Below are 24531 nucleotides of genomic sequence, written 5' to 3'. Positions count from 1 at the left end.
GGGAAAATGGCGCTCGGCCCAGCGGTCGAGCGCCACGAGCGTCTCCACGAGCGACCCCGCCACCGCAGTCAACCGGTATTCGACGTGTGCGCGCCGCGCGGCCACCGCGACGCGTTCGATCAGCCCGTTGCGCTCCAGCTCGCGCAGCGTCTGCGTCAGCACCTTCTGGGAAATCCCGCCGATACGCCGCAGCAGCTCGCCGTTGCGCAGCGGCCGCTCGGCCAGCGCGGGCAGGATCAGCAGCGACCACTTGCCGGCGACCAGCGCCAGCGCGTCGCGCGCCGAGCAGTCCGCCGCATAGACGTCGCCGGGAAATGCCATGGTTACCTCCGGGTGCGTGATTGCGCGGCCCCGTCGCCGCCGGCCATCATCGTCGCACACTCCCGGAGCCCGCCATGCATGCGCTGATCGTCGTCGCCCATCCTGAACCGCAGTCGTTCAACGCCACCCTCGCCGGCGCGGCGGCCGACGCCTGGCGCGCGGGCGGCCATACCGCGACGGTCGCGGACCTGTACGCCGACGCGTTCGACCCGTGCGAAGCGCCGCGCCATTATGCGGACCGGCTCGACACCGCCCGCTTCGACACGCAGCGCGAGCAGCGCCATCACTGGGAACGCGGCACGCTCGCGCCCGAGATCGCGCATCAGGTCGGCCAGCTGAGACAGGCCGACGCGCTGATCCTGCAGTTCCCGCTGTGGTGGTTCGGCGCACCCGCGATCCTGAAGGGCTGGATGGATCGCGTGTTCGTCTACGGCGGCCTCTACAGCAGCCGGCAGCGCCACGATCGCGGCGTGCTGCAGGGGCGGCGCGCGCTGCTGAGCGTCACGACCGGCTCGTCGGCCGCCGCCTGCGCGCCCGACGGCCGAGAAGGCGACACCCGCCTGCTGCTGTGGCCGATCATGTACGCGCTGCGCTACGTCGGCTTCGACGTGCTCGAACCGCACCTGATCCACGATGTCCGCGGCGGCCTCGCGGGCGACGCCGCGCGACGACAGGACGCGCGCCTCGTGCACAGTCTCGCCGGCTACCGCGCGCGGCTGCGCGACTGGCATGCGTGGCCGCGGGTGCCGTTCAACCGCGACGAAGACTTCGACGACGACGCCCGGCTGAAGCCCGGCAGCCCGGCGTACAGCCCGTTCATCCGCCCGACCGGCGCGGACAGCTAGGCCCCGTCTCGGTAAGGCGAGCTTCGCGACACCCGTAGTAGACTCTCGACCATCGTGGGCGCCGGCGGCGGCGGGTACGGCACGGGCAGCATGCCCGCCGGGCCCGCGCGATGCCTCGGGCGCCGACCTGCCGGCCGCCGCGCAATCCTGGCGACGTGACGGCCATCCAGACAATTACGATGGAGTCCCCATGTTTTCCCGACGCTATATCGCGATGTGGTGCGCGGTCCTGCTGTTCGTGGCCGTCGCGGCGCTCGCCGCCCGGCACACGATCGCGTGGCTGTGGCTCGTGATCCCGGCCGCCCTCGTCGCGCTCGGCCTGTACGACCTGAAGCAGGACCGCCACGCCATCCTGCGCAACTACCCGCTCTGGGGCCACTTCCGCTTCCTGTTCGAATTCATCCGACCTGAAATCCGCCAGTACTTCGTCGAGGACGACACCGACGAAAAGCCGTTCTCGCGTGCGCAGCGCAGCCTCGTCTACCAGCGCGCGAAGAACGTCGCCGACAATCGCCCCTATGGCACCGAGTTGAACGTGAAGGCCGTCGCGCACGAATGGATCAGCCACTCGCTCGCGCCGACGAAACTGCCGAACCATGATTTCCGCGTCCGCGTCGGCGCCAGTCGCGCGCAACCGTACGACATTTCGATCTTCAACATCTCGGCGATGAGCTTCGGCTCGCTGTCCGCGAACGCGATCCGCTCGCTGAACCTCGGCGCGAAGAAAGGCGGTTTCGCGCATGACACGGGCGAAGGCTCGCTGTCGAAGTACCACCGCGAAAACGGCGGCGACATCATCTGGGAAATCGCGTCCGGCTACTTCGGCTGCCGCAACGACGACGGCACCTTCAATCCCGACAAGTTCGCGAAGCAGGCCGCCGATCCGCAAGTCAAGATGATCGAGGTGAAGCTGTCGCAGGGCGCGAAGCCCGGCCACGGCGGCGTGCTGCCGGCCGCGAAGATCACGCCGGAAATCGCCGAGACGCGCGGCGTGCCGATGGGCAAGGACTGCATCTCGCCCGCGACGCACTCGGAGTTCTCGACGCCGCGCGGGCTGCTCGAATTCGTCGAACGGCTGCGCACGCTGTCGGGCGGCAAGCCGACCGGCTTCAAGCTGTGCGTCGGCCATCCGTGGGAATTCTTCGGGATCGCGAAGGCGATGCTCGAGACCGGCATCGTGCCGGACTTCATCGTCGTCGACGGCGCGGAAGGCGGCACCGGCGCGGCGCCGCTCGAATTCACCGACCACGTCGGCGTGCCGCTGCAGGAAGGGTTACTGCTCGTGCACAACACGCTCGTCGGGATCGGCGTGCGCGACCGCGTGAAGCTCGGCGCGAGCGGCAAGATCATCACCGCGTTCGACGTCGCACGCACGCTCGCGATCGGCGCGGACTGGGTGAACTCGGCGCGCGGCTTCATGTTCGCGGTCGGCTGCATCCAGGCGCAGACCTGCCACACGGGCCGCTGCCCGACCGGCGTCGCGACGCAGGACCCGGTGCGCCAGCGCGCGCTCGTCGTGCCGGACAAGGCCGACCGCGTGTACAACTTCCACCGCAACACGCTGCACGCGCTGCAGGAGCTCGTGCAGGCGGCCGGCCTCGCGCATCCGTCGGAGCTGCGCGCGCATCACATCGTGCAGCGCATCGCCCCGCACGAGGTCCGGCTGATGTCGCAGTTGCTGAAGTACCTGAAGCCCGGCTCGCTGCTCGACGGCAACACCTGCGGCTTCACGCTGTACGACAAGTGGTGGCCGATTTCGCGCAGCGATTCGTTCACGCTCGGCGAGGCCGTGTACGCGTCGATCGAATGAAGCAGGCGACCGCCCCCGCCGCGGGGCGGCCCGGCAAAAAGAAAAGCGCCCCGCGGGGCGCTTTTCTTTCGTCTGCCGAATCCGTGAATACGTCGCGTGCGGCTCAGTTCTGCGGCAGCGTGTCGGCGAACGACGGCCGTTGCAGCAGCTTCACGAAGTGCTTGTCGAGGTTCGGGTGGCGATCGCGCCAGTTGAGCTCGGGCATCCGGAAGTCGAGATAGCCGAGCGCGCAGCCGAGTGCGATGTCGGCGAGCGTGTAATGATTACCGACGCACCACGTCTTGCCGCCGAGACCCTGCGACATCGCGACGAGACCGTCGTCGATCTTGCGTTGCTGGCGCGCGATCCAGCTCGCGCTGCGTTGCGCCTCGTCGCGCATCGTATGTTCGATACGAATCGCGACCGACGCGTCGATCACGCCGTCGCCCAACGCTTCCCAGCAGCGCACCTCGACGCGCTCGCGGCCCGACGGCGGAATCAGCTTGCCGACCGGCGACAGCGTATCGACGTATTCGCAGATCACGCGGGAATCGAACACCGCGGCACCATCCTCCATCACGAGGCACGGGACCTTGCCGAGCGGATTCGACGCATGAATATCCGTCTCCGGCGCCCACACGTTCTCGAGCTCCAGCTTGTAGTCGATCTTCTTTTCAGCCAGCACGATCCGCGCCTTGCGGACGTACGGGCTGCTGAGCGAACCGATTAATTTCATCATCTGCCTTTTTTTGGGAACCGCCGGGAGTATACGTTGTCGTCGATCATAACCGGCCAGCATGGCGCGATAGAAAATCGCCCGGCCGGCCTGTGGATGGTTTGCAACAACCGTCGTGCGGGCTTTCCGGCGGGCTTCCCGCCCCTCTTTCACGCGTGGCGTCCCGCGGCGCTACAATCGCACGAATGAACGCGCCCCTCGATACCGCCATCGCCGTCGACGTCTACCGCCAGCGCCGTGAACGCGTGCTTGCCGCACTGCGTGCCGCCGGCGGCGGCGTCGCCATCGTCCCCACCGCGCCCGAAGTGCCGCGCAACCGCGATACGGACTATCCGTACCGGTTCGACAGCTACTTCCATTACCTGACGGGCTTCAGCGAGCCGGATGCCGTGCTCGTGCTGAACGCGGCCGCGCCACATGGCACGCCGGAGTCGATCCTGTTCTGCCGCGGCAAGAATGCCGATCGCGAGATCTGGGAAGGCTTCCATTACGGGCCCGAAGCCGCGCGCGACACGTTCGGTTTCGACGCGGCATTCGCGGTCGACGTGATCGACACCGAGATGCCGCGCCTGCTCGCCGACGCGGGCACCGTGCACTACCGGTTCGGTGCGTCGGCCGACTTCGACCGCCAGCTCGCGGGCTGGGTCGACGCGGTGCGGGCGCGGGCGCGCACGGGCGTCGCCGCACCGGACGCGATGCTCGACCTCACACCGCTGCTCGACGACATGCGGCTCGTGAAGGACGAGCACGAGCTCGCGATCATGATGCGCGCGGCGCATATCTCCGCGCTCGCGCACCGCCGCGCGATGCAGGCGTGCCGCCCCGGCATCCGCGAATACGAACTCGAAGCGGAACTCCTGTACGTGTTCCGCAAGCACGGTGCGCAGTCGCCCGCGTACGGCTCGATCGTCGCGGCCGGCGCGAACGCATGCGTGCTGCACTACCCGGCCGGCAACGCAGCCGCGAAGGACGGCGACCTGATCCTGATCGACGCCGCGTGCGAACTCGACGGCTACGCGTCGGACATCACGCGCACGTTCCCGGCCAACGGGCGCTTCTCGCCCGCGCAGCGCACGCTGTACGACATCGTGCTCGCCGCGCAGCAGGCGGCGATCGATGCGACGCGTGCCGGCGTGCCGTTCGAGGCGCCGCACGACGCGGCCGTGCGCGTGCTCGCGCAGGGCTTGCTCGACACCGGCATCATCCCGAAAGCGCGCTTCTCGAACGTCGACGACGTGATCGCCGAGCGTGCGTACACGCGCTTCTACATGCACCGCACCGGCCACTGGATCGGCATGGACGTGCACGATTGCGGCGACTACCGCGAGCGGCTCGCCGAGCGCGACGGCAACGGCGCGCTGCCTTGGCGCACGCTGAAGGCCGGCATGACGCTGACGGTCGAACCCGGCCTGTACGTGCGCGCCGCCGACGACGTGCCGCCCGAGTACTGGAACATCGGCATCCGCATCGAGGACGACGCCATCGTGCGCGAGCACGGCTGCGAGCTGATCACGCGCGGCGTGCCCGTCGCGGCGGACGAAATCGAAGCGCTGATGCGCGCGGGCGCATGACCGGCCGCCGCCGACCGTTACCTCCGTTTCACGAATCAAGATGACGACCGCTTCCTCCCCGGCCATGCCGGACTACGACCTCGCCATCGTCGGCGCGGGCCCCGTCGGGCTCGCGCTCGCCGGCTGGCTCGCACGCCGCAGCGCGACGCAACACGCATCGATCGCGCTGATCGATGCACGCGAACCGGCCGCGAACGCGAACGATCCGCGCGCGATCGCCGTGTCGCACGGCAGCCGCGTGCTGCTCGACACGCCCGCGTGGCCCGCCGACGCGACGCCGATCGAACATATCCACGTGTCGCAGCGCGGCCATTTCGGCCGCACGCTGATCGACCGCGACGAGCACGACGTCGCCGCGCTCGGCTACGTCGTGCGCTACGGCTCGCTCATGCAGGCGCTCGCGGGTGCCGTGCGCGGCACGCGCATCGACTGGCTCACGTCGACCACCGCGCGTGCGCCACAGCAGGATGCCGACGGCGTCACGCTGACGCTCGACGGCCCGCAAGGCGAGCGCACGCTGCGCACGCGCGTCGTCATCAATGCCGAAGGCGGGCTGTTCCACGAACAGCAGGCCGATACGACCAAGCATCGCCGCGACTACGGGCAGACCGCGCTCGTCGGCACGGTCACGCTCTCGGCGCCGCGCCCGAACGTCGCATGGGAACGCTTCACGCACGAAGGCCCGCTCGCGCTGCTGCCGCTCGGCGGGCCGCGCCAGGCCGAGTACGCGCTCGTCTGGTGCTGCACGCCCGACGAAGCGGCGCGGCGTGCCGCGCTGCCCGACGACGCGTTCCTGCGCGAACTCGGCGCCGCGTTCGGCGAACGCATGGGCGAGTTCGTCGCGATCGCGGGCCGCGCGTCGTTCCCGCTCGGCCTGAACGCCGCCCAGACGCTCGTCAACGGCCGCGTCGCGATCGTCGGCAATGCCGCGCAAACCCTGCACCCCGTCGCGGGCCAGGGGCTCAACCTCGGGCTGCGCGACGCGCATACGCTCGTCGACACGCTGTCCGCGCAAGGCTTCGAAGCGACCGCGCTCGCCACCTTCAACGCGCGCCGCGCACTCGACCGGCGCTTCACGATCGGCGCGACCGACACGCTGGCACGCCTGTTCACGATCGACTCGGGCCCGCTCCCGCTGCTGCGCGGCGCCGCACTCACCGCGCTCGAGTTCGTGCCGCCGCTGAAGAAGCTGATCGCGCGCCAGATGATGTTCGGCCAGCGCAACTGACGCGCGGCGCGCACAGTCGCGCCACTCAAACCGGGTCAAATCGGCGGGACATGGGAATACGGTAAAATGCGCGTTTCCGTCTGCCCTTTCCCTGCCCGCGCCCGCCGCGGGCGGTGCCATTGCGATGCCTGTTATCGGCCCTCACGTATTGCGTAACAACCTGTTCGTCGCCCCGATGGCCGGCGTGACGGATCGTCCGTTCCGCCAGCTCTGCAAGCGGCTGGGGGCCGGTTACGCCGTGTCCGAGATGGTCGCGTCCAATGCGCAGCTGTGGAAAAGCGCGAAGACGATGCGGCGCGCGAACCATGAAGGCGAGGTCGAGCCGATCGCGGTCCAGATCGCCGGCGCCGATCCGGCGATGATGGCCGAAGCGGCCCGCTACAACGTCGACAACGGCGCACAGATCATCGACATCAACATGGGCTGCCCGGCGAAGAAGGTCTGCAACGTCGCGGCCGGCTCCGCGCTGCTGCAGAACGAGCCGCTCGTGCAGCGCATCGTCGAGGCGGTCGTCGCGGCCGTCGGCACGGGGCCGGATGCAGTGCCCGTCACGCTGAAGATCCGCACGGGCTGGGATCGCGAGCACAAGAACGCGATCACGGTCGCGCGCCTGGCCGAAGCCGCCGGCATCTCGATGCTCACCGTGCACGGCCGCACGCGCGCCGACCTGTACCGCGGCGACGCCGAATACGACACCATCGCGGCCGTGAAGGCGGCGGTGCGGATTCCGGTAGTCGCGAACGGCGACATCACGTCGCCCGCGAAGGCGAAGGCCGTGCTCGACGCAACCGGTGCCGATGCCCTGATGATCGGTCGTGCCGCGCAAGGTCGGCCGTGGCTGTTCCGCGAAATCGATCATTTCCTGCAAACCGGCGAGCTGCTGCCCCCGCCGCGGATCGACGAGATCCAGCACGTGATGAACGAACACCTGGAAGACCACTACGCTTTCTATGGTGAATTCACGGGCGTCCGTACTGCGCGCAAGCACATCGGCTGGTACACTCGCGGCCTTTCCGGTGCCAACGGGTTCCGGCACAGGATGAACACGCTCGATTCCACCCGCGAGCAGCTCGCCGCCGTCAATGCATTCTTCGAGGCGCAAAAGGCGCTGTCGGACCACCTCGTCTACGTCGATGACGAAGAGGAAAACGGCCAGGGCGAGTCGGACGACCATAACCAGTTAGCAGCATGAGCAAGCACAACATCGAACAATGTGTCCGCGAGAGCCTGGACGTGTATTTCCGGGATCTAGACGGCTCCAATCCGCACGACGTCTATGAAATGGTGATGTCCTGCGTCGAAAAGCCGATGCTCGAGGTCGTGCTCGTACAGGCCGGCGGCAACCAGTCGCTCGCCGCGGAGTACCTCGGCATCAATCGCAATACGCTGCGCAAGAAGCTGCAGCAGCACGGCCTGCTGTAGGCGGCCGTCCCGTCCCCGTTTCCCTGGCTATTGGTGGTTCCATCATGATCAAGCAAGCGCTCATTTCCGTTTCCGACAAGACCGGCATCGTCGACTTCGCAAAGTCGCTGTCCGACCTCGGCGTCAAGCTGCTGTCGACCGGCGGCACCGCGAAACTGCTCGCCGACGCGGGCCTGCCCGTGACCGAAGTGGCTGATTACACGGGCTTCCCGGAAATGCTCGATGGGCGCGTGAAGACGCTCCACCCGAAGGTGCACGGCGGCATCCTGGCCCGCCGTGACCTGCCCGAGCACATGCAGGCGCTGGAACAGCACGGCATCCCGACGATCGACCTGCTGGTCGTGAACCTGTATCCGTTCGTCGCGACGATCGCGAAGGACGACTGCACGCTCGCCGACGCGATCGAGAACATCGACATCGGCGGCCCGACGATGCTGCGCTCGGCCGCGAAGAACCACCGCGACGTGACGGTCGTCGTCGACCCGGCCGATTACTCGGTCGTGCTCGATGAAATGAAGGCGAACGGCAATGCGGTCGGCTACCCGACCAACTTCCGCCTCGCGACGAAGGTGTTCGCACACACCGCGCAATACGACGGCGCGATCACGAACTACCTGACGAGCCTGACCGACGAGCTGAAGCACGCGTCGCGCAGCGCGTACCCGGCAACGCTGAACATGGCGTTCGACAAGGTGCAGGACCTGCGCTACGGCGAGAACCCGCACCAGAGCGCGGCGTTCTACCGCGACCTCGCGACGCCGGCCGGCGCGCTCGCGAACTACCGCCAGCTGCAGGGCAAGGAACTGTCGTACAACAACATCGCCGATTCCGACGCGGCGTGGGAGTGCGTGAAGACGTTCGATGCACCGGCCTGCGTGATCATCAAGCATGCGAACCCGTGCGGCGTCGCGGTCGGCAACGATTCGGCCGATGCGTACGCGAAGGCGTTCCAGACCGACCCGACGTCGGCGTTCGGCGGCATCATCGCGTTCAACCGCGAAGTCGACGAAGCGGCGGCCCAGGCTGTCGCGAAGCAGTTCGTCGAAGTGCTGATCGCCCCGTCGTTCTCCGACGCCGCGAAGCAGGTGTTCGCCGCGAAGCAGAACGTGCGCCTGCTCGAAATCGCACTTGGCGACGGCCACAACGCATTCGACCTGAAGCGCGTGGGCGGCGGCCTGCTGGTGCAGTCGCTCGACTCGAAGAACGTGCAGCCGCACGAGCTGCGTGTCGTCACGAAGCGCCACCCGACGCCGAAGGAAATGGACGACCTGCTGTTCGCATGGCGCGTCGCGAAGTACGTGAAGTCGAACGCGATCGTGTTCTGCGGCAACGGCATGACGCTTGGCGTCGGTGCAGGCCAGATGAGCCGCGTCGATTCCGCGCGCATCGCGAGCATCAAGGCGCAGAACGCGGGCCTGACGCTGACCGGCTCGGCCGTGGCATCGGATGCGTTCTTCCCGTTCCGCGACGGCCTCGACGTCGTCGTGGCGGCCGGCGCGACCTGCGTGATCCAGCCGGGCGGCTCGATGCGCGATGACGAAGTGATCGCCGCAGCCGACGAGCACAACATCGCGATGATCCTGACGGGCGTGCGCCACTTCCGCCACTGATCGCATGCGGCCCGCGCGGCCGCTGCACGACAACCCGGCGGCATTGCACCCGCCGGGTTTTTTATTTCACGATGACTCCAGCACCGAACTTTGCTGGACTGCGCTAGAACCCGATACAGAAGGTTTATCAATAACTTACGCGCGTCCATCATATGCCGGTGCTTTCTGAAACCTGACCCGGCTTCCGCTCTCATGGCTCCCATGTGGCTCTTGGAAACGGGTCTTTCCGAGGAGTCATCATGGCCAAGATCAAGCTCACCAAGACCGCCGTGGAGGCGGCGCAACCCCAGCCGCAGGCCGTCGAACTACGGGATACCGTGGTGCCTGGCTTCCTGTGCAAGATTACCCCGGCGGGCCGCCGCGTGTTCATGCTCCAGTACCGCACGAACGCGGGCGAGCGACGCAAGCCCGCCCTGGGCCTGTTCGGGGAACTGACCGTTGAACAGGCCCGCGTCATGGCTCAGGACTGGTTGGCCGAGGTTCGCCGGGGCGGCGATCCTGGCGGCGCCAAGGCCGATGCGCGCAAGGCGCCCACCGTCACGGAGCTGTGCAAAAAGTTCATGGAGGAATACTCCAAGAAGCGCAACAAGCCCAGCACGCAGGAGGGCTATCAGGGCGTCATCGACCGCTGCATCATTCCACTGTTGGGCCGCAAGAAGGTGCAGGACGTGAAGCGGCCCGACATTGCCGGCCTGATGCAAAAGCTGGCCTACAAGCCGACCGAAGCGAACAAGGCTTTCGGCGTGTTGCGCAAGATGTTCAACCTGGCCGAAGTGTGGGGCTACCGTCCCGACGGCACGAACCCGTGCCGTCACGTCCCGATGTACCCACCTGGGAAGGAAACCCGGCTCATCATTGATGACGAACTGGCGTTGATCTTCCGCCACCTGGACAAGCTGGAAGCGGAAGGTCTGGAGAACTACGTCATCCCCTTGGCAATCCGCCTGCAATTCGAGTTCGCCGCGCGTCGCTCCGAAATCTGTCCGCTCGAATGGAGCTGGCTGGACTTCGAGAACCGGCGAGTGGTGTGGCCCGACAGCAAGACGGGCGGCATGTCCAAGCCCATGAGCGCGGAAGCCTATCGGCTGCTCTCGACGGCGCCACGTCGGGAAGGCTGCCCGTATGTCCTGCCATCGCCCAACGACCCGGACAAGCACCTGACCTTTGGCGAGCACTATGGCGGATGGTGCCGGGCGCTTAAGGCCGCCGGCGTGCCGCACGTCGGCACGCACGGCATCCGCCATCGTTCGACGACCGACATTGCCAATTCGGGCGTGCCGACCAAGGTAGGCATGAAGCTGACCGGGCACAAGACCGTGGCGATGTTCATGCACTACGTCCACACCGAGGACAAGCCGGTACGCGAGGCGGCCGAGCTGGTGGCGAGCCGTCGTCAGGCGATCACGGGTGCGCGGCAGGCCGAGGGAGTAGCAGCATGAACCGGCGCAAAGTATCCGTGGCGTCCTCCGCAGCGCCTTCGGCGCTGCTGGGCGACATTCGGGCATTGATTGAGGCGGCGCGGCAGCGCGCCGTCTTGGCGGTCAATGCCGAACTGACCCTGCTGTTCTGGCGTATCGGCCAGCGCATCCATACGGAGGTGCTGGCCGGCCAGCGGGCCGGGTACGGCGAGGAAATCCTGCCGACCCTGGCGGCGCAGCTTGTGCGCGACTACGGGCGCAGCTTCGCGGACAAGAACCTGCGCCGCATGGTGCAGTTCGCCGCCACCTACCCGGACGAGCCAATTGTCGTGACGCTGTCACGACAATTGAGCTGGTCGCATTTCCTGGCGCTGCTGCCGCTGAAAGACCCGCTCCAACGGCAATACTACGTGCAGATGGCGAGCGCCGAACGCTGGAGCGTGCGGACGCTGCGCGAGCGCATCGACTCGATGCTGTACGAGCGCACGGCGCTGTCGCAGAAGCCGGGCGAGACGATCGCGCAGGAGCTGGCGACGATGCGCGATGCGCAGCGCATGACGCCGGCGCTGGTCATGCGCGATCCCTACATTCTCGACTTTCTCGGGCTGCGTGACACCTGGCAGGAAAGCGACTTGGAAGCGGCCATCATCCGCGAAATGGAATCCTTCCTGCTGGAGCTGGGGGCCGGTTTCTCCTTCGTCGCCCGGCAAAAGCGCATCCCGATTGACGACGAGGATTTCCACCTCGACCTGCTGTTCTACAACCGCAAGTTGCGGCGGCTGGTGGCGGTGGAGTTGAAGGTCGGCGAGTTCAAGGCGGCCTACAAGGGGCAGATGGAGCTTTACCTTCGCTGGCTGGACAAGCACGAACGCGAGCCGGAGGAAGCCTCGCCGCTGGGCATCATCCTTTGCACCGGCAAGAAGCGCGAGCAGATCGAATTGCTGGAGCTGGACAAGTCAGGCATCCACGTCGCCGAGTACCTGACTGCCTTGCCGCCGAGGGGCGTGCTGGTGGAACGGCTGCAACAGGCAGCAGAGCGGGCGCAGTTGCAGATCGAGCAGCGCAAGACGGACACCGAGTAGTCCTGTCCCAAGCAGTCGGGCATCCCGGCGTTCCGCCGTCGCGCTGTCGTGCTGCGCATCGAGCCTCGCTGCGCGAGTCTCGCCCCTTGCGGGCTTCCATCGTTCCCTCGCTTTGCTCGGCTGACGCCTTCGGCCCTGACGGGCCTGCGCGCTCCGCTTGCCCCAAAAGCCGAGGGTGTGCAGTGGGCGGGGTGTAGGCGGTCTTGCTGTTCCCTTCACCGTATCACGGCGTTCTCGCCGTCAAGGGCGGCGCGCGCTGTTGCGCGCTTGCGTCCTGGCGGCCGTCTGCGACCCCTGACTGCTTGCGCTGCGCCGTGCTGGACACGGTTCCGGGCAATTCCGCCCGAGCAACCGGAGCACGATCATGTCGCAACTGTCCTTTTCCTCGTTCGATGCCGCGCTGATGGTGCGCGACTCCCAAGGTCATTACCTGCCGGCGACGGCCGACCAGATTCTGGAGGCCGCGCGCCAGGCCATCGAGCACAAGATGCAGCGCGGTGCCTCATTCAGTTCACCGTCGGAAGTCAAGGAGTACCTGCGCGCCAAACTGGCCGGCTTCGAGCATGAGGTGTTCGCGGTGCTGTTCCTCGATTCGCAGCATCGCCTTATCGAGTATGCCGAGATGTTCCACGGCACCATCGACAGCGCATCGGTGTATCCGCGCGAAGTGGTGAAGGAAGCGCTGCGGCTCAACGCGGCAGCGGTCATCGTTTCGCACAACCACCCGAGCGGCAATCCAGAGCCAAGTGCGGCCGACAGGGCATTGACGTTGCAACTCAAGAGCGCGCTGGCGCTGGTGGACGTTCGCACGTTGGATCACATCATCGTGGCGGGCAGCCTCACTACGTCCTTCGCCGAACGTGGCTTGATCTGACCGAGGGGGCTTCGGCCCCCTTTTTGCTGCGCCTGCTGGCGCAACTCCGGCCCTCGCGGGCCTGCGCGTGCTACGCACTTGCCCCAAAGCCGGAGGTGCGTGGAGGTTGTGAGGGAGGCGGTCTTGCTGTTCCCCTCATCGTGCCACGGCGTTCTCGCCGTCAAGGGCTGCGCGCCAATGGCGCTTGCGTCCTGGCGGCCGTCTACGACCCCTGACTGCTTGCGCTGCGCCGTGCCCCGGAAGGGTCGGGCAATTCCGCCCGGCAACCTTTCAGGAGTTCACCATGAACAACGTACTTATCACTGCCGAGCAGCGCGTCGTGCTGCTGGCCAACGGCAGCACATCGCTGGAGAACCCGGACTTCGACCCAGCCCCGGTGGTCAAGCTGTTCACGCCGGACGGCGGCGCGACCTGGCTGCTGACCGAGATTGACCCCGACGACCATGACCACGCTTTCGGTCTTTGTGACCTGGGGCTGGGGATGCCGGAACTCGGCTGGGTCAGCTTGAACGAGCTGGCGAGCGTGCGCGGCGGGCTGGGCCTGCCGATCGAGCGCGACCTGTCTTTCCGTGGCGAAAAGCGGTTGAGCGCCTACGTGCGCGATGCGCGGCTGGCGGGGCGGATCGTCGTCTGACCTCGCCCTTGGAGCGCCTCAAGGCGCTCCTTGCGCTTTCTCGATCATTTCAGGAGATCAATGCCATGAGCAGCCATCACGACTACATCATCGAAATCACGGCGCAGCACGATGCGCTCAAGCCCTTCGCGCCGGAGAACGGCCAGCCGCTGCGCTTCAAGATCGGCGACGCGGTGATCTACACCAACCAGTTCGGCGTGCAGTTCCGTCGCCGCGTCACCGGTTTCTACCAGCCCAGCGGGCTTTGTGGTCACTATGCGCGCGGAGCGCGCTATCTGCTGAACTCGACTTCGCCGTGGGTGCCGGTTGCGCAATCCAGCCTGCGTCCTGACGACTCGGCCTGATGCCTTCGCGCCCCTTGCGGCGCGCTACGCGCTTCGCTTGCCTCCAGGGGAAAGCCCTGCGGGCTATCCCCGCCGCGCAGACTTGGCGCCCCTGAACATCGCCGACCCGGCTGCGCCGGATCGGCCAGACAGCATCCACAGCAGATCCACGATGCCCTGCGCGTGCTCGTCCTGACCCTGTTGTCCATTCGGTTTTGAAGTCTGGGCGTCCCCGGCCACCTGGGAGATGGCCGGTCGCGCTGTCGTGCTGCGCATCGAGCCGCCTGCGGCGTCTCGCCCCTGTCGGGCTTCCATCGTTCCCTCGCTCCGCTCGGCTGACGCCTCCGGCCCAGCTTCCAGCTTCGGGCCTGCGCGCTTGCGCTTGCCGTGCGGTCGGCGTGGAAGGTGCCCGTTGCCATGTCCAGCCGTCTTCCCTGACTCCATCACCTTGTCCGCGACTGTAGCCCGCTCCCGTGTGCCATCAAGGCGCGCAGGGCCGTGTCCTCGGCTTCGCCTGCGGGCCGCACCAACCCTGCGCTTTTTTCCTTGACGGCCCCCGTCCGCGCGCTCCTGACCGTCGCGGGCGATGAACTCAGGAAAGACGGTGGCAACAGGGCCAACCGGGTTCCTCGTGCCGACCGCACCGAACAGCCGAAAGGCTGGGCTCCGAATCTAGGAATCCGGTGTGCGCTTTCTTCAACAGCCAAGTCAGGAGAACGACATGCTTGCAACCCGTTTCGCTTCCCATTCCCCCGCACTGCGCAGCGACTACCCGCTGTCCGATGACCAGATTCACCGTGTAGCGCCGTCCATCTTTGCGGATGCCCCGCATGAAAGTCGTTCGCAGCGATACGCCTATATCCCTACGGCGGCGGTTTTGACCGAGCTTCGCAAAGAAGGGTTTCAGCCTTTCATGGTGACGCAAACCCGCGTGCGCGATGAAGGCAAGCGCGAGCACACGAAACACATGCTGCGCCTGCGCCACGCCAGCCAGATCAACGGCGCGGAAGCCAATGAAATCATCCTGCTGAACTCGCACGATGGCACCAGCAGCTATCAGATGCTGGCGGGCCAGTTCCGATTTGTTTGCAGCAATGGCCTTGTGTGCGGCGACACCGTGGCCGATGTGCGCGTCCCCCATAAAGGCGACGTGGCGGGCCAAGTCATCGAAGGCGCTTTCGAGGTGCTGCGCGGTTTCGACCTTGTGCGCGATTCCCGCGACGCCATGCGCGCTATCACGCTCGATGAAGGCGAAGCCGAAGTGTTCGCCCGCGCCGCGCTGACCCTCAAGTACGACGACCCGAACAAGCCCGCGCCCATCACCGAAAGCCAGATTCTGATGCCGCGCCGGTTTGAAGACCGCCGCCCCGACTTGTGGAGCGTGTTCAACCGCACCCAAGAGAACCTGACCAAAGGCGGATTGCATGGTCGCAGCGCCAACGGACGCCGCCAGCAGACCCGTCCGATACAGGGCATTGATTCCGATGTGCGCCTCAATCGCGCCTTGTGGATGCTGGCCGATGGCCTGCGCCAGTTGAAAGCCTGACCCGTCCCCCGCAGGAGGGGCGGTTTCCCCTCCATTCCTTGTTTCACTCGATTGGAGAACCACCATGAACGCCATCACCACCACCGAAGCCCGCGCCGTCAATGCCGCCGCCGCTATCCCGCTGGAAGCCGCCGACCCGACCAAGAACCTGATTCTGGTTCCGCTGTCGCGGCTGGTGCTGCGCCCCACGGGCCGCAACGTGCGCAAGACCCCGCGCATGTCCATCCCCGAACTGGCTGCAAGCATCCAGCGCGTGGGCCTGCTGCAAAACCTGATCGTGATCGCATCCGCCGATGGCGAGCATTACGAGGTGGTCGCCGGTGGTCGTCGCCTTGCTGCGCTGAAGCTGCTGGCGAAAAAGCACCGCATCGCCAAGGATTGGGAGGTGCCTTGCTTGCAAGTGGCCGATGGCACGGCCCGCACTGCCAGTCTCACCGAGAACGTGCAGCGTGAAGCCATGCACCCGGCAGACCAGTTTGAAGCCTTCGCCGCGCTGGTGGCCGAAGGCCGACCCATCGAGGACATCGCAGCGGATTTTTCCGTCACGCCGCTGGTGGTGCAGCGCCGCTTGAAGCTTGCGAACGTCTCGCCGCGCCTCATGGCCGACTACCGCGCCGATGCCGTGAGCCTTGACCAGTTGATGGCCCTTGCCATCACCGATGACCACACCGCGCAGGAAGCCGCCTTCTACGATGCGCCAACGTGGCAGCGCCAGCCGTCCGCGCTGCGCGACCGCCTCACCGAAAGGGAAATCGACGCCTACCGGCATCCGCTGGTGCGGTTCGTCGGGCTGGAAACCTACGAGGCCGCAGGCGGTGGCGTGCGCCGTGACCTGTTCGCGGAAGGTGACGCGGGCGTGTATCTGACCGATGCCGCGCTGCTGGACAGGCTGGCGCAAGACCGGCTGGCGGGCATCGCCGCCGAGGTGAAGGCCGAAGGCTGGGCATGGGTGGATGCCACGCCGGGCGTGACCCATGCCGACCTGCACGCTTTCCAGCGTGCGCCGAGGGAGCGGCGCGAACCGACCAAGCGCGAAGCGCAGCGCATCGAAAAGCTGCAAGCCAAGGTGCAGGCCATTGGCGAAGCCCTCGATGGTGCGCTGGAAGCCGAGGACGAGGACAAGGCCGACGCGCTGCAAGAGGAAGGCGAAGCCGTGGGCGAGCAGTTGCAGGCGTTGGAAGATGGTTTGCAGGACTACAGCCCGACCGTGAAGGCCGCAGCCGGTGCCATCGTCACCATCGACCGCAACGGGCAGGCCGTGATCCATCACGGCCTGATGCGCGAAGCCGAGGCCAAGGCCCTGCGCACGCTGGAACGCCTGCGCCAAGGTTTCAGCGGTGAGGATGCCGAGAACGGCGACGAAGGCGAGGACGACGACCAGCCCAAGACCGCCGCCATGTCCGACCGACTGGCGCAGCGGTTGAGTGCCCACCGCACCGCCGCGCTACAAATCGAAGTGGCGCAGCATCCGCAAGTGGCGCTGGCCGCGCTGGTGCATGGCATGGTGCAGACCGTTTTGCACGGCAGCCACTACGGCCACGACCTGCCGCTGGGCGTGAGCCTGAAAGTGCAAGACCGGCTGGAAGGCATGGCACCGGACTGGCCGGAATCGCCCGCTGCCGTGGCGCTGCGCGAACTGCAACAGGTGGCGGGCGAAGCCTTGCCGCAGGACAGCGCCGAACTGTTCGCCGCGTTGCTGGCGAATTCGCAAGACGAACTGGTGCGACTGCTGGCGGTATGCGTGGCCGTCACGGTGGACGTGGTGACACCCCGCACCATGCGGCAGCAGCCGGGCGAGGAACTGGCGCAGGCCGTGGGGCTGGACATGGCCGCATGGTGGAAGCCCACCAATGAGGGTTATTTCCGGCATGTGCCGAAGGCCGCGATTCTGGAAGCCGTGGAGCAGTTCGCCCCGTCGCACGTCACCCGGCTGGCGAAGCTGAAGAAGGCCGACATTGCCAGCGAAGCGGAGCGGCTGGCCGATGGCACTGGCTGGATGCCTGCCATCTTCAAGGCCGAAGGCACGCAGGAAACCACGCCGGCGGCGCCGCAGGCCCAGGACAACGCCCCGGAGGATGCCGAGGCAATGGCGAATGAAACCGCCGTGGCGCTAGCCGCTTGACCCGCGCCGACAGCAAGCGCCCCGGTCTCGACCGGGGCGCTTGCTGGAAGGAGAACACCCCATGACACGTACCACCACCAGCCGCCCACGCATGGCGGCGATCTACGCCCCCGGCACGGTACGCGCCCGCCGCTGGCACGGCGATGGCGACGTGCGCGGCTACCGCCCGCCCTCGGGCTGGTCAGCCCGCGCCGACCTGACCGACATTCACCCCATCACGGGCCGCGCCTTGCCGCGTGCCGTATGGTGGCTCATCGAGACGAAGGAATAACCCGATCAGCACCGCGCCCATGCCGTTCCGTCCTGGGCGCGGTGAAAGCAAAATCCGGGCGCGGCAGTGGCCGCGCCCGGTGTTCAAGGCCAACTGCCGAATCAGAACGCCGCCGCCCTCGCGGTGGCTCAGGTGGCGGCGTTAAAGCAGCCGAGCATCCGCCCGGCCCACACCTGCGCGCTCCGCTTGCCTCCAGGGGAAAGCCCTGCGGGCTATCCCCGCCGCGCACAGCTTGGCGCCCCTCGATGCCGCCGAACCGGCTTCGCCGGATCGGCCCGGCCAGCGCTCCGCCACGATGGACGGGGCGCTGGCGAACACGCTGGCGTTTGCTGCGGCGGGTTGTGCAAATGCGTGCCGTCCTCAACGCTGGCGGTTCTTGCCCATCACGTCCATGAAGGACTGTTCACGGACAACCCGCCCAGCATCGCTATGGAGTTTCTATGCCACGCCACTAGACCGGCGCCGCAAGTTGCGGCGGAGGCGTTCTTGCCTGTCATCGGGTGGTTGACCTGGCCTGCGTCAGTGGGCGAGCCGGAGCAGTCTTCATGCGGGGATGCCGAGCCGGCCACATCTCCTTGCGGTGCGGTTCGGCCCAAGGCGTCCTTGTGTTGTTGTGAATCCTGGCGGTGGCGCGGCTGCGCCTCGGGCTTCATGGCTGCAACCGTCCGGCGAAAACAATTTCCCCTGCTTTGTCACTGCGTTCGGTGCATTCCTCGCGGGACAAATTCTTTTCGCCTCCCGGCTCTCCACTGCGTTTCGACCGCAAGCGGTGCAGCCAGCCCGTCCCCCGCCGGCCGGATCACAACAAGGACGCGATGGGCGCGAACCTTGTTCCACCGAACGGAGATTTCACTATGGCCAACATCGGCACCTTCACCGCAGACAAAGACGGCTTCACCGGCACGCTTCGCACCCTGACGCTCAACGTCAAGGTCAAGCTGGTGCCCAACGACAAGGGCGACAACGAGAAGGCCCCCGACTTCCGCCTGCAGGCCGCCAGCCACGACATCGGCGCAGCGTGGAAGAAGACCAGCGAGGCCGGGCGGGAGTACATCTCCGTGACCCTCGACGATCCATCGTTCCCGGCCACGGTCTACGCCCGCCTGATCGAAGGCGAAGACGGCACGCACGACTTGATCTGGTCGCGCAGCAAGCCCCAGGCGGCGTGACCGCCGCCCGCAGCGCCCCGCCACATGGCGGGGCGCTGCGCTGTTGTGTTGGTTCGTACCGAACCTGGTGGCAGGCGGTGGCCCATAGTGTGGGCTGCACTTCTATGCGGGGACGCGGTGCTTGCCGTTGCAATCAGGGCATGGCGTGTCGGCGCGACCCGCCGCCGGACTTTTACGGGCTACGCCCCGTGCCGTCTTTGCCGTCACGGCCATCCGGCTCCAATCCCTCACGCCTTCGCGCCTGCGGCGCTGCGCACTTCGCTTGCCTCCGAGGGAAAGCCCTACGAGCTATCCCCGCCGCGCACAGCTTGGCGCCCCTCGATGCAGCCGGAGCCTACGGATGGGCCGCCGCTGCGAGCTGGCTTTCAGCCTCGCTCATCAGCACTGCCGTGCTGCATTCGAGCGCGCCGGCGATCTTGAAGATGATCGCCAGCGTGGGCATGTGCTCGCCGCGCTCGACCTTGCCCATGTGCGAGCGCTCGACGCCAGCCAGGTGCGCCAGCGATTCCTGCGCAATGCCGCGCTCCGTCCGCAACGCGCGCACCGCCGCGCCGAAGGCTTGCGCCAACTCGGCATCGTAGGTGGTGGCGCCGGCCGGTCGGCCGCGCTGAATGGGTCGCTTCTGCATAGACAGAAGCGTCAAGTCGCAGCACAATTAAAACCACGTTATCTTTAACTCTTTCAGTGAAACCTCACTGTTTTGCGTTTTTACGGGAATCCGCATTTGTGCCTCTGCGGATTTCCACAAAGGCGCATAGCCACGGAATCACAATCGTGCTTTTTCCCAAATCCGCCGATGCGGCTTTGCGTTTTCACGCTTGGGCGGATTTGTGAATTGGGAATAGATCGCCATGAACTCACTCATCACCGAGGACGAGCGCCAACGCCTGCTGACCCACGGCCAGGCACGTGCTGACGGTCAGGCCGGCGACCCGCTGCCCGTGGTGCGCCTGTTCACACCGGACGCACACCTCACCTGGCTGCTCGCTTCGCTCGACCCGGCCGACGGCGATACGGCCTACGGCCTGATCGACCTGGGCCTGGGGATGCCTGAGCTGGGCACCGTGAAGCTGTCCGATCTGGCATCCATCGTCGGGCCGCGCAAGCAGCCTGTGATGCGGGATCGGTATTTCCAGGCGGCGCGGCCCCTGTCGGAATATGTCCGGCTGGCCCAGGAGAACGGCGGCATTGTCGATTAAGCCAATCGCGTTCCGGCGCAGCCGGACGTATTGAGACTATTTCCGTCGGAATTCGGATTTGTCCGGTCTCAATTCGCACTCTTGCACCAAAACAGGGCCTTTGAGACGGAAACGGCCACGATCTTTGGCGCGAGTTACGGCACCTTGATTTGTGCCGCGTGACTTTTTTGGACTGCGCGGCCGTCGTATTCGGACGCATTGCGCAATACCCCGGAGCCAATCGGTCTTGACACTTGATGTACAGCTTAAACAGGTTCGGATGATGTTTTGATGTGGATGCGGTGGCTCCGTTCTTGAACGCCCGTGACGACGTTCCTGCTGTTCGACGGGAGCTTGAGTCATGGTCAATCCTCACCATATCGCGCATTGGTATCCGACCGCCGCGTACCTCTACATCTTGTGCCTGGACACGCTCGCACTGGCCTGGGAGTACCTGCGCCGCCACCCCGATTACCGGCTCGACTGGCAGCGCCACCAGCGCCGACCGCAAGCGGCGCAACAGGCGGCGCTTCGCTGGGGCTTGCGTCTGCTGGAAGACCCGGCCCTGGATGCGCGCGACGCGCATCCGGCCTGGCTGCCCGGCCACGATGCCGTGGTGCAACTCCATCCCGATGCCGATCCGCCGCCCGATGCGGCGGCCTTCGCGTTCTGGCACATCCCCGGTCACAAGCAACTGCTGCACGACGGTAAAGGGCTGGCGCTGATCGCGCACAACCCCGGCCATTGCGCGCGCTTCGCGCTGGCGCCCGGCCTGGAAGATGGCATGGCGGTCGCCTATGCCAATCGCGGAGGTGGCGGCGGCGCTGCCGCACCTGCGCCTACGCGCAGCGCGACGCTGGCCGCGGCCAGGCCCCGGCCTACACCGGCCGCGATGCTGGAGTTGCACACCCTGCAGGCGCTCGACGCGACCCTGGCGGGTGCGTCCTTGCGCGACGTGGCCGAAGGGCTGTTCGGTGCCGATGCCGTGGCGGCGGACTGGCACGCCGACGGCGACCTGCGCGCCCGCGTGCGCCGCCTGGTGCGGCGCGGCGATGCACTGATGCGCGGCGGTTATCGCCGGCTAGCACAACTGCCGCCGCTTGAGAAGGGACGTTTTGATGGGGACGCAAAACGTCCCTGAGCAGCGGAGCTTCGTTTTCTGAGACTGCCTCCATCCGGTTGCGCTGTGTGGCCGGAGCTTTGAAAGCTATGGAGGTTCACACCATGCGTCCCGCTCCCTTGCGGCCTGCCGCCACTGTCCCGACCGCTGCCGCACAACCGCAGCGTTACCTCACCAACGACGAAGCCGCCGAGTACCTGCGCCTGTCGCCGCGCACGCTGGAGAAGCAGCGCGTGATCGGCGGTGGCCCGCGCTTTCGCAAGTTCGGCCGGCGCGTCATGTACGCCGTGGCCGACCTCGACGCCTGGGCCGCCGACCGCAGCTTCGAGACGACTTCCGATCCTGAGTACGCCGAACAGCACTCGGCGGACAGCCGTGCGCGCTGATCGCTGGCACGCGCCAGGCCACCGCCATGCCCAGCCCCGCGCTGCCGTCCCGGCAGCGGCCCTCGCAAGAACGCGAACAGCTCGACCTGTTCCGTGCCTTGCCGGGCGACATGGCGCCGCGCGACAGCCAGGACTTGATGGCCTTTCCGTTCTTCTCGCTGGCGAAGTCGCGGCGCACGGCGCCCATCGACTTCCGGGCGGGCAACGTCACGATCCGCGTGGAAGGCACACAGGAGCACGGCATCGCCACGATCTGGGACGCGGACGTGCTGATCTGGGCTGCTTCGCAGATCGTGGAGGCGCGCGACGCAGGCTTACGCCCGTCGCGGCTGATGCAGGCCACGCCCTACGAGATCCTGCGCTTCATCGGGCGCGGTACGTCGCTGCGCGACTACCAGCGCCTCAAAGCCGCGTTGGATCGGCTGCAATCCACGACCGTGGCCACGTCGATCCGCGAGACAACCGGGCGACGCCTGCATCGGTTTTCGTGGATCAACGAGTGGAAGGAACTGGCCGATGCCAAGGGCACGCCCTTGGGGCTGGAGCTGATCCTGCCGGATTGGTTCTTTGGTGGGGTGATGGATGCCGCTCTGGTGCTGACCATCGACCCGGCGTATTTCCGGCTGACGGGCGGCATCGAACGGTGGCTGTACCGCCTGGTGCGCAAGCACGGCGGGCGGCAGGAAGGCGGCTGGCAATTCGATTTCCGGCACCTGTACCGGAAATCGGGCAGCGTCACGCGCTTCTCGGACTTTGCCTACGACCTGCGCGCGCTCGTCGCGCGGCAGTCGCTGCCCGGCTATGTCCTGAGCATCGAGCGGATGCCGGGCGATGGAGTCGAGTTGCTGATGTTTCGGCCCGTGCCGTTCACGGCACGGGGATAACTTCGGGAAAAGCGGTGGACGGGCTCGTGCTATCAGGAGTACGGGGTATCGTGCTATCGGGAGTACGACTATCGTGCTATCAGGAGTACGGATCGTCCGCAAAGCCAATAACGGCGCGGGTTTCGACCTCCCTTAACTTACCTAACTTAAATTCTCTAACTTGTAGTAGGGAAACGCCGTCGCGGTGGACAACCGCTGCGCGGCCACAAACGCAGCAGACAAAGCCTGCTCTTCCAGCATGGAGGGCCAGGCCATGATCGTCGCGCTGCTCAACCAGAAAGGCGGCGTGGGCAAGACCACGCTCGCCACCCATATCGCCGGCGAGCTGGCGATGCGCGGCCAGCATGTCGTGCTGCTGGACGCCGACCCGCAGGGTTCTTCACTGGACTGGACGCAACGACGCAGCCAGCAAGGCTTGCCTCGGCTGTTCAGCGCCGTGGGCCTCGCACGCGAAACGCTGCATCAGGAAGCGCCAGAACTCGCCAGGCGGGCCGATCACGTCGTCATCGACGGCCCGCCGCGCATCGCCGCCCTCGCGCGCTCCGCGCTACTCGCGGCCGAGCGCGTGCTGATCCCGGTGCAGCCCAGCCCCTACGACCTGTGGGCCAGTGCCGAGATGGTCGCACTGATCCGTGAGGCCCAAGTGTTCCGGCCTGCGCTGCGCGCGGCCTTCGTCATCAACCGGCGCGTCAGCACCACCGTGATCGGGCGCGAAGCGCGCCAGGCGCTCGCCGACCAGCCGCTTCCTGCGCTGCGCGCGGAAGTGCATCAGCGCATCGTGTTCGCCGACAGCGTGGCCGCTGGCCGCCTTTCACGCGAGACGGCGCCGGGCAGCGCCGCCGCCCGCGAAATCACCGCCCTAGTGGACGAATTGCTGCGGTGGACGACATGACAGCGAAGCCGCCACCCAACAGCAAACGCACGGCAAAGCGCGTCGGCATCGGCGCGCGTCCGCCTGCGAATCCGCACGCTGAAGCGTGGATTCGCCAGGGCGACGCCGATGCGTTGGGCAAGGGCGACCTCTACACGGCTCGCCTCACTCTCGACATCACGCCCGCCATGCGGGCGCGCATCAAGGTATCGGCCTTCACGCAAGGCGTGACCGTGGCCGACCTGCTGCGCGGCCTGCTAGAGCGAGAGTTTCCCGAGAACCGCAGGGAGAACACACCATGACCGCATCCGTTTCGCCTGCCGCTGTCGCGGCCACGGCTGCACTGGCTGCGCCTATCGGCCAGCCTGCCAGTGCGCCGATGACGCGCGTGGCGCTCGCCTACATCGACCAGCGTTTCGACCTCTATCTGCGCTTCGGCGAGCCGTCGCGCATCCTTCGCCTCGACCACTGGCGGCGATGCGCGTTGTTCCTGCCCGGCGCGATGCTTTGCCGCATCCGCTGGCAGGCCAACGCCTACGGCACGATCCGCTGGCAACTCATGGTGATGCAGACTTGCACGCCGCTGGCCGGCGCGCAGCGCATCCCCGGCGTGCAGCCGGGCGCGCGCCTGCTGCTACACGCCGAAGGCGACGCCAACGTGCGCGCCGTGCTGGAACGCATCGACGGCGTCGAGGCGCTGGGCATCGCGCCCGCAGACGCCTCCCCCGCGTACTGGCGCACGCTGGGCAATCGGCTCGCTGCGCGCTTGCCGCTGCCGGACTACAGCGCCGAGCGGCACGCCGCCTGGCTAGCCGGGAGGGCGCTGCCATGACCGCCGCTTCCACCATCGGCACTGCGCCGCGTTCTCGCGCGCGCCTCGTCCTGGCGGGCTTGTCCGCCTGCGGCCTCGCTGCGCTGGCCTGGGCGTCCTTCGTGCATCCGCTGCCGCGCCTGATCTACAACCCGTCCGACAGCGTTCCCATGGGTTGGTATCGCGTCGATCCGCTGAACCATCGGCCCGGCTCGCTGCCACGTCCCTTGTCCGTGGGCAGCATCGTCTTGGCCTCGCTGCCGCCAGATGCCGCAGCGCTGGCCGCGCAACGCCGCTACCTGCCGGCGGGCGTGCCGCTG

26 protein-coding genes and 1 pseudogene are annotated in these 24531 nt (G+C 66.9%); 24 read left to right on the top strand and 3 right to left on the bottom strand.

Annotated elements, in window-relative coordinates; genetic code table 11:
- A partial coding sequence (locus JYJ84_RS08555) for a helix-turn-helix domain-containing protein (RefSeq protein ID WP_205189163.1) occupies positions 1-321 on the bottom strand: 321 nt, incomplete at its 3' end.
- A 74-nt stretch (positions 322-395) separates the two neighbouring features.
- Here JYJ84_RS08555 and JYJ84_RS08550 point away from each other — a divergent pair.
- Positions 396-1166: an NAD(P)H-dependent oxidoreductase gene (locus tag JYJ84_RS08550; protein ID WP_122944494.1), complete on the top strand. Its 771-nt coding sequence runs from the start codon at positions 396-398 to the stop codon at positions 1164-1166.
- Between the two features lie 190 nt (positions 1167-1356).
- Positions 1357-2976, top strand: a complete 1620-nt coding sequence (locus tag JYJ84_RS08545; protein WP_122944493.1) for an FMN-binding glutamate synthase family protein — start codon at positions 1357-1359, stop codon at positions 2974-2976.
- A gap of 103 nt (positions 2977-3079) precedes the next feature.
- Here JYJ84_RS08545 and JYJ84_RS08540 read toward each other — a convergent pair whose 3' ends face one another.
- Entirely contained in the window at positions 3080-3691 is a 612-nt protein-coding gene (locus JYJ84_RS08540) for a glutathione S-transferase family protein (protein WP_043191886.1), read from the bottom strand.
- A gap of 185 nt (positions 3692-3876) precedes the next feature.
- Here JYJ84_RS08540 and JYJ84_RS08535 point away from each other — a divergent pair, with 185 nt between their 5' ends.
- The 14 genes from JYJ84_RS08535 (at position 3877) to JYJ84_RS08470 (ending at position 18961) form a co-directional block, all read left to right on the top strand.
- Positions 3877-5262 (top strand): aminopeptidase P N-terminal domain-containing protein, encoded by a 1386-nt coding sequence (locus JYJ84_RS08535; protein ID WP_122944492.1) that lies wholly within the window; start codon positions 3877-3879, stop codon positions 5260-5262.
- 40 nt (positions 5263-5302) lie between these two features.
- A complete protein-coding gene (locus tag JYJ84_RS08530) occupies positions 5303-6490 on the top strand; it encodes a UbiH/UbiF/VisC/COQ6 family ubiquinone biosynthesis hydroxylase (RefSeq protein ID WP_175222372.1) in 1188 nt (395 codons plus the stop codon).
- Between the two features lie 124 nt (positions 6491-6614).
- Positions 6615-7682, top strand: a complete 1068-nt coding sequence (gene dusB, locus JYJ84_RS08525; protein WP_006497523.1) for a tRNA dihydrouridine synthase DusB — start codon at positions 6615-6617, stop codon at positions 7680-7682.
- Positions 7679-7912, top strand: a complete 234-nt coding sequence (locus JYJ84_RS08520) for a Fis family transcriptional regulator (protein ID WP_006476892.1) — start codon at positions 7679-7681, stop codon at positions 7910-7912. The genes dusB and JYJ84_RS08520 overlap by 4 nt, the downstream gene beginning before the upstream one ends.
- Before the next feature lie 44 nt (positions 7913-7956).
- The gene (gene purH, locus JYJ84_RS08515; protein WP_175222373.1) at positions 7957-9522 is read left to right on the top strand and encodes a bifunctional phosphoribosylaminoimidazolecarboxamide formyltransferase/IMP cyclohydrolase; all 1566 of its coding nucleotides are present in this window, start codon (positions 7957-7959) and stop codon (positions 9520-9522) included.
- Positions 9523-9761: 239 nt separating this feature from the next.
- Entirely contained in the window at positions 9762-10961 is a 1200-nt protein-coding gene (locus JYJ84_RS08510; protein WP_019726269.1) for a site-specific integrase, read from the top strand.
- The gene (locus JYJ84_RS08505; RefSeq protein ID WP_019726270.1) at positions 10958-12022 is read left to right on the top strand and encodes a YhcG family protein; all 1065 of its coding nucleotides are present in this window, start codon (positions 10958-10960) and stop codon (positions 12020-12022) included. Before JYJ84_RS08510 ends, JYJ84_RS08505 begins: the two co-directional genes overlap by 4 nt.
- Positions 12023-12386: 364 nt before the next feature.
- Positions 12387-12896, top strand: a complete 510-nt coding sequence (radC, locus tag JYJ84_RS08500; protein WP_019726271.1) for a DNA repair protein RadC — start codon at positions 12387-12389, stop codon at positions 12894-12896.
- A 283-nt stretch (positions 12897-13179) separates the two neighbouring features.
- Positions 13180-13530 (top strand): DUF2958 domain-containing protein, encoded by a 351-nt coding sequence (locus JYJ84_RS08495; RefSeq protein ID WP_019726272.1) that lies wholly within the window; start codon positions 13180-13182, stop codon positions 13528-13530.
- 65 nt (positions 13531-13595) lie between these two features.
- Complete coding sequence (locus tag JYJ84_RS08490; RefSeq protein ID WP_019726273.1) at positions 13596-13874, top strand: hypothetical protein; 279 nt, start codon at positions 13596-13598, stop codon at positions 13872-13874.
- Between the two features lie 700 nt (positions 13875-14574).
- A complete protein-coding gene (locus JYJ84_RS08485) occupies positions 14575-15399 on the top strand; it encodes a DUF932 domain-containing protein (RefSeq protein ID WP_025981539.1) in 825 nt (274 codons plus the stop codon).
- A 64-nt stretch (positions 15400-15463) separates the two neighbouring features.
- A complete protein-coding gene (locus tag JYJ84_RS08480; protein ID WP_019726276.1) occupies positions 15464-17521 on the top strand; it encodes a ParB/RepB/Spo0J family partition protein in 2058 nt (685 codons plus the stop codon).
- 61 nt (positions 17522-17582) lie between these two features.
- Complete coding sequence (locus JYJ84_RS08475; RefSeq protein ID WP_019726277.1) at positions 17583-17792, top strand: hypothetical protein; 210 nt, start codon at positions 17583-17585, stop codon at positions 17790-17792.
- Positions 17793-18646: 854 nt separating this feature from the next.
- Complete coding sequence (locus JYJ84_RS08470) at positions 18647-18961, top strand: DUF736 domain-containing protein (protein ID WP_019726278.1); 315 nt, start codon at positions 18647-18649, stop codon at positions 18959-18961.
- A gap of 334 nt (positions 18962-19295) precedes the next feature.
- On the opposite strand, the gene JYJ84_RS08465 is transcribed toward JYJ84_RS08470, so the two are convergent.
- The gene (locus JYJ84_RS08465) at positions 19296-19589 is read right to left on the bottom strand and encodes a helix-turn-helix domain-containing protein (RefSeq protein WP_019726279.1); all 294 of its coding nucleotides are present in this window, start codon (positions 19587-19589) and stop codon (positions 19296-19298) included.
- A gap of 223 nt (positions 19590-19812) precedes the next feature.
- Here JYJ84_RS08465 and JYJ84_RS08460 point away from each other — a divergent pair, with 223 nt between their 5' ends.
- The 8 genes and pseudogenes from JYJ84_RS08460 to JYJ84_RS08425 all read left to right on the top strand — a co-directional run.
- The gene (locus JYJ84_RS08460) at positions 19813-20160 is read left to right on the top strand and encodes a DUF2958 domain-containing protein (RefSeq protein ID WP_019726280.1); all 348 of its coding nucleotides are present in this window, start codon (positions 19813-19815) and stop codon (positions 20158-20160) included.
- A 340-nt stretch (positions 20161-20500) separates the two neighbouring features.
- Positions 20501-21280, top strand: coding sequence for a DUF2285 domain-containing protein (locus JYJ84_RS08455; RefSeq protein ID WP_019726283.1), 780 nt, complete (start codon positions 20501-20503; stop codon positions 21278-21280).
- 83 nt (positions 21281-21363) lie between these two features.
- Entirely contained in the window at positions 21364-21645 is a 282-nt protein-coding gene (locus tag JYJ84_RS08450; RefSeq protein WP_019726284.1) for an AlpA family transcriptional regulator, read from the top strand.
- 26 nt (positions 21646-21671) lie between these two features.
- A complete protein-coding gene (locus tag JYJ84_RS08445; protein WP_019726285.1) occupies positions 21672-22529 on the top strand; it encodes a replication initiator protein A in 858 nt (285 codons plus the stop codon).
- A 253-nt stretch (positions 22530-22782) separates the two neighbouring features.
- Positions 22783-23421 carry a ParA family partition ATPase gene (gene parA, locus JYJ84_RS08440; RefSeq protein WP_019726286.1) on the top strand — a complete coding sequence of 213 codons (639 nt, stop codon included), beginning with the start codon at positions 22783-22785 and terminating at the stop codon, positions 23419-23421.
- The gene (locus JYJ84_RS08435; protein ID WP_025981540.1) at positions 23418-23702 is read left to right on the top strand and encodes a hypothetical protein; all 285 of its coding nucleotides are present in this window, start codon (positions 23418-23420) and stop codon (positions 23700-23702) included. Before parA ends, JYJ84_RS08435 begins: the two co-directional genes overlap by 4 nt.
- Complete coding sequence (locus JYJ84_RS08430; RefSeq protein ID WP_025981541.1) at positions 23699-24232, top strand: DUF2840 domain-containing protein; 534 nt, start codon at positions 23699-23701, stop codon at positions 24230-24232. The genes JYJ84_RS08435 and JYJ84_RS08430 overlap by 4 nt, the downstream gene beginning before the upstream one ends.
- Positions 24229-24531 (top strand): annotated as a pseudogene (locus tag JYJ84_RS08425) (S26 family signal peptidase); the annotation flags it as partial. The gene JYJ84_RS08430 and the pseudogene JYJ84_RS08425, both read left to right, overlap by 4 nt.

This window comes from Burkholderia sp. LMG 13014, from assembly GCF_905232215.1.
In the GTDB taxonomy this organism is placed as follows: Bacteria; Pseudomonadota; Gammaproteobacteria; order Burkholderiales; family Burkholderiaceae; genus Burkholderia.
Note: the sequence above shows the minus strand (reverse complement) of the source record. Positions and strands in the feature narration are given on the sequence as shown.

Coding starts and splice junctions, on each gene's coding strand:
- JYJ84_RS08545 (WP_122944493.1), top strand. CDS start 1,357: ATGTTTTCCCGACGCTATATCGCGATGTGGTGCGCGGTCCTGCTGTTC.
- JYJ84_RS08445 (WP_019726285.1), top strand. CDS start 21,672: ATGCCCAGCCCCGCGCTGCCGTCCCGGCAGCGGCCCTCGCAAGAACGC.
- JYJ84_RS08490 (WP_019726273.1), top strand. CDS start 13,596: ATGAGCAGCCATCACGACTACATCATCGAAATCACGGCGCAGCACGAT.
- JYJ84_RS08485 (WP_025981539.1), top strand. CDS start 14,575: ATGCTTGCAACCCGTTTCGCTTCCCATTCCCCCGCACTGCGCAGCGAC.
- JYJ84_RS08495 (WP_019726272.1), top strand. CDS start 13,180: ATGAACAACGTACTTATCACTGCCGAGCAGCGCGTCGTGCTGCTGGCC.
- JYJ84_RS08480 (WP_019726276.1), top strand. CDS start 15,464: ATGAACGCCATCACCACCACCGAAGCCCGCGCCGTCAATGCCGCCGCC.
- parA (WP_019726286.1), top strand. CDS start 22,783: ATGATCGTCGCGCTGCTCAACCAGAAAGGCGGCGTGGGCAAGACCACG.
- radC (WP_019726271.1), top strand. CDS start 12,387: ATGTCGCAACTGTCCTTTTCCTCGTTCGATGCCGCGCTGATGGTGCGC.
- JYJ84_RS08505 (WP_019726270.1), top strand. CDS start 10,958: ATGAACCGGCGCAAAGTATCCGTGGCGTCCTCCGCAGCGCCTTCGGCG.
- JYJ84_RS08535 (WP_122944492.1), top strand. CDS start 3,877: ATGAACGCGCCCCTCGATACCGCCATCGCCGTCGACGTCTACCGCCAG.
- JYJ84_RS08465 (WP_019726279.1), bottom strand. CDS start 19,589: ATGCAGAAGCGACCCATTCAGCGCGGCCGACCGGCCGGCGCCACCACC.
- JYJ84_RS08510 (WP_019726269.1), top strand. CDS start 9,762: ATGGCCAAGATCAAGCTCACCAAGACCGCCGTGGAGGCGGCGCAACCC.
- purH (WP_175222373.1), top strand. CDS start 7,957: ATGATCAAGCAAGCGCTCATTTCCGTTTCCGACAAGACCGGCATCGTC.
- JYJ84_RS08435 (WP_025981540.1), top strand. CDS start 23,418: ATGACAGCGAAGCCGCCACCCAACAGCAAACGCACGGCAAAGCGCGTC.
- JYJ84_RS08550 (WP_122944494.1), top strand. CDS start 396: ATGCATGCGCTGATCGTCGTCGCCCATCCTGAACCGCAGTCGTTCAAC.
- dusB (WP_006497523.1), top strand. CDS start 6,615: ATGCCTGTTATCGGCCCTCACGTATTGCGTAACAACCTGTTCGTCGCC.
- JYJ84_RS08475 (WP_019726277.1), top strand. CDS start 17,583: ATGACACGTACCACCACCAGCCGCCCACGCATGGCGGCGATCTACGCC.
- JYJ84_RS08460 (WP_019726280.1), top strand. CDS start 19,813: ATGAACTCACTCATCACCGAGGACGAGCGCCAACGCCTGCTGACCCAC.
- JYJ84_RS08430 (WP_025981541.1), top strand. CDS start 23,699: ATGACCGCATCCGTTTCGCCTGCCGCTGTCGCGGCCACGGCTGCACTG.
- JYJ84_RS08540 (WP_043191886.1), bottom strand. CDS start 3,691: ATGAAATTAATCGGTTCGCTCAGCAGCCCGTACGTCCGCAAGGCGCGG.
- JYJ84_RS08455 (WP_019726283.1), top strand. CDS start 20,501: ATGGTCAATCCTCACCATATCGCGCATTGGTATCCGACCGCCGCGTAC.
- JYJ84_RS08530 (WP_175222372.1), top strand. CDS start 5,303: ATGACGACCGCTTCCTCCCCGGCCATGCCGGACTACGACCTCGCCATC.
- JYJ84_RS08470 (WP_019726278.1), top strand. CDS start 18,647: ATGGCCAACATCGGCACCTTCACCGCAGACAAAGACGGCTTCACCGGC.
- JYJ84_RS08450 (WP_019726284.1), top strand. CDS start 21,364: ATGCGTCCCGCTCCCTTGCGGCCTGCCGCCACTGTCCCGACCGCTGCC.
- JYJ84_RS08520 (WP_006476892.1), top strand. CDS start 7,679: ATGAGCAAGCACAACATCGAACAATGTGTCCGCGAGAGCCTGGACGTG.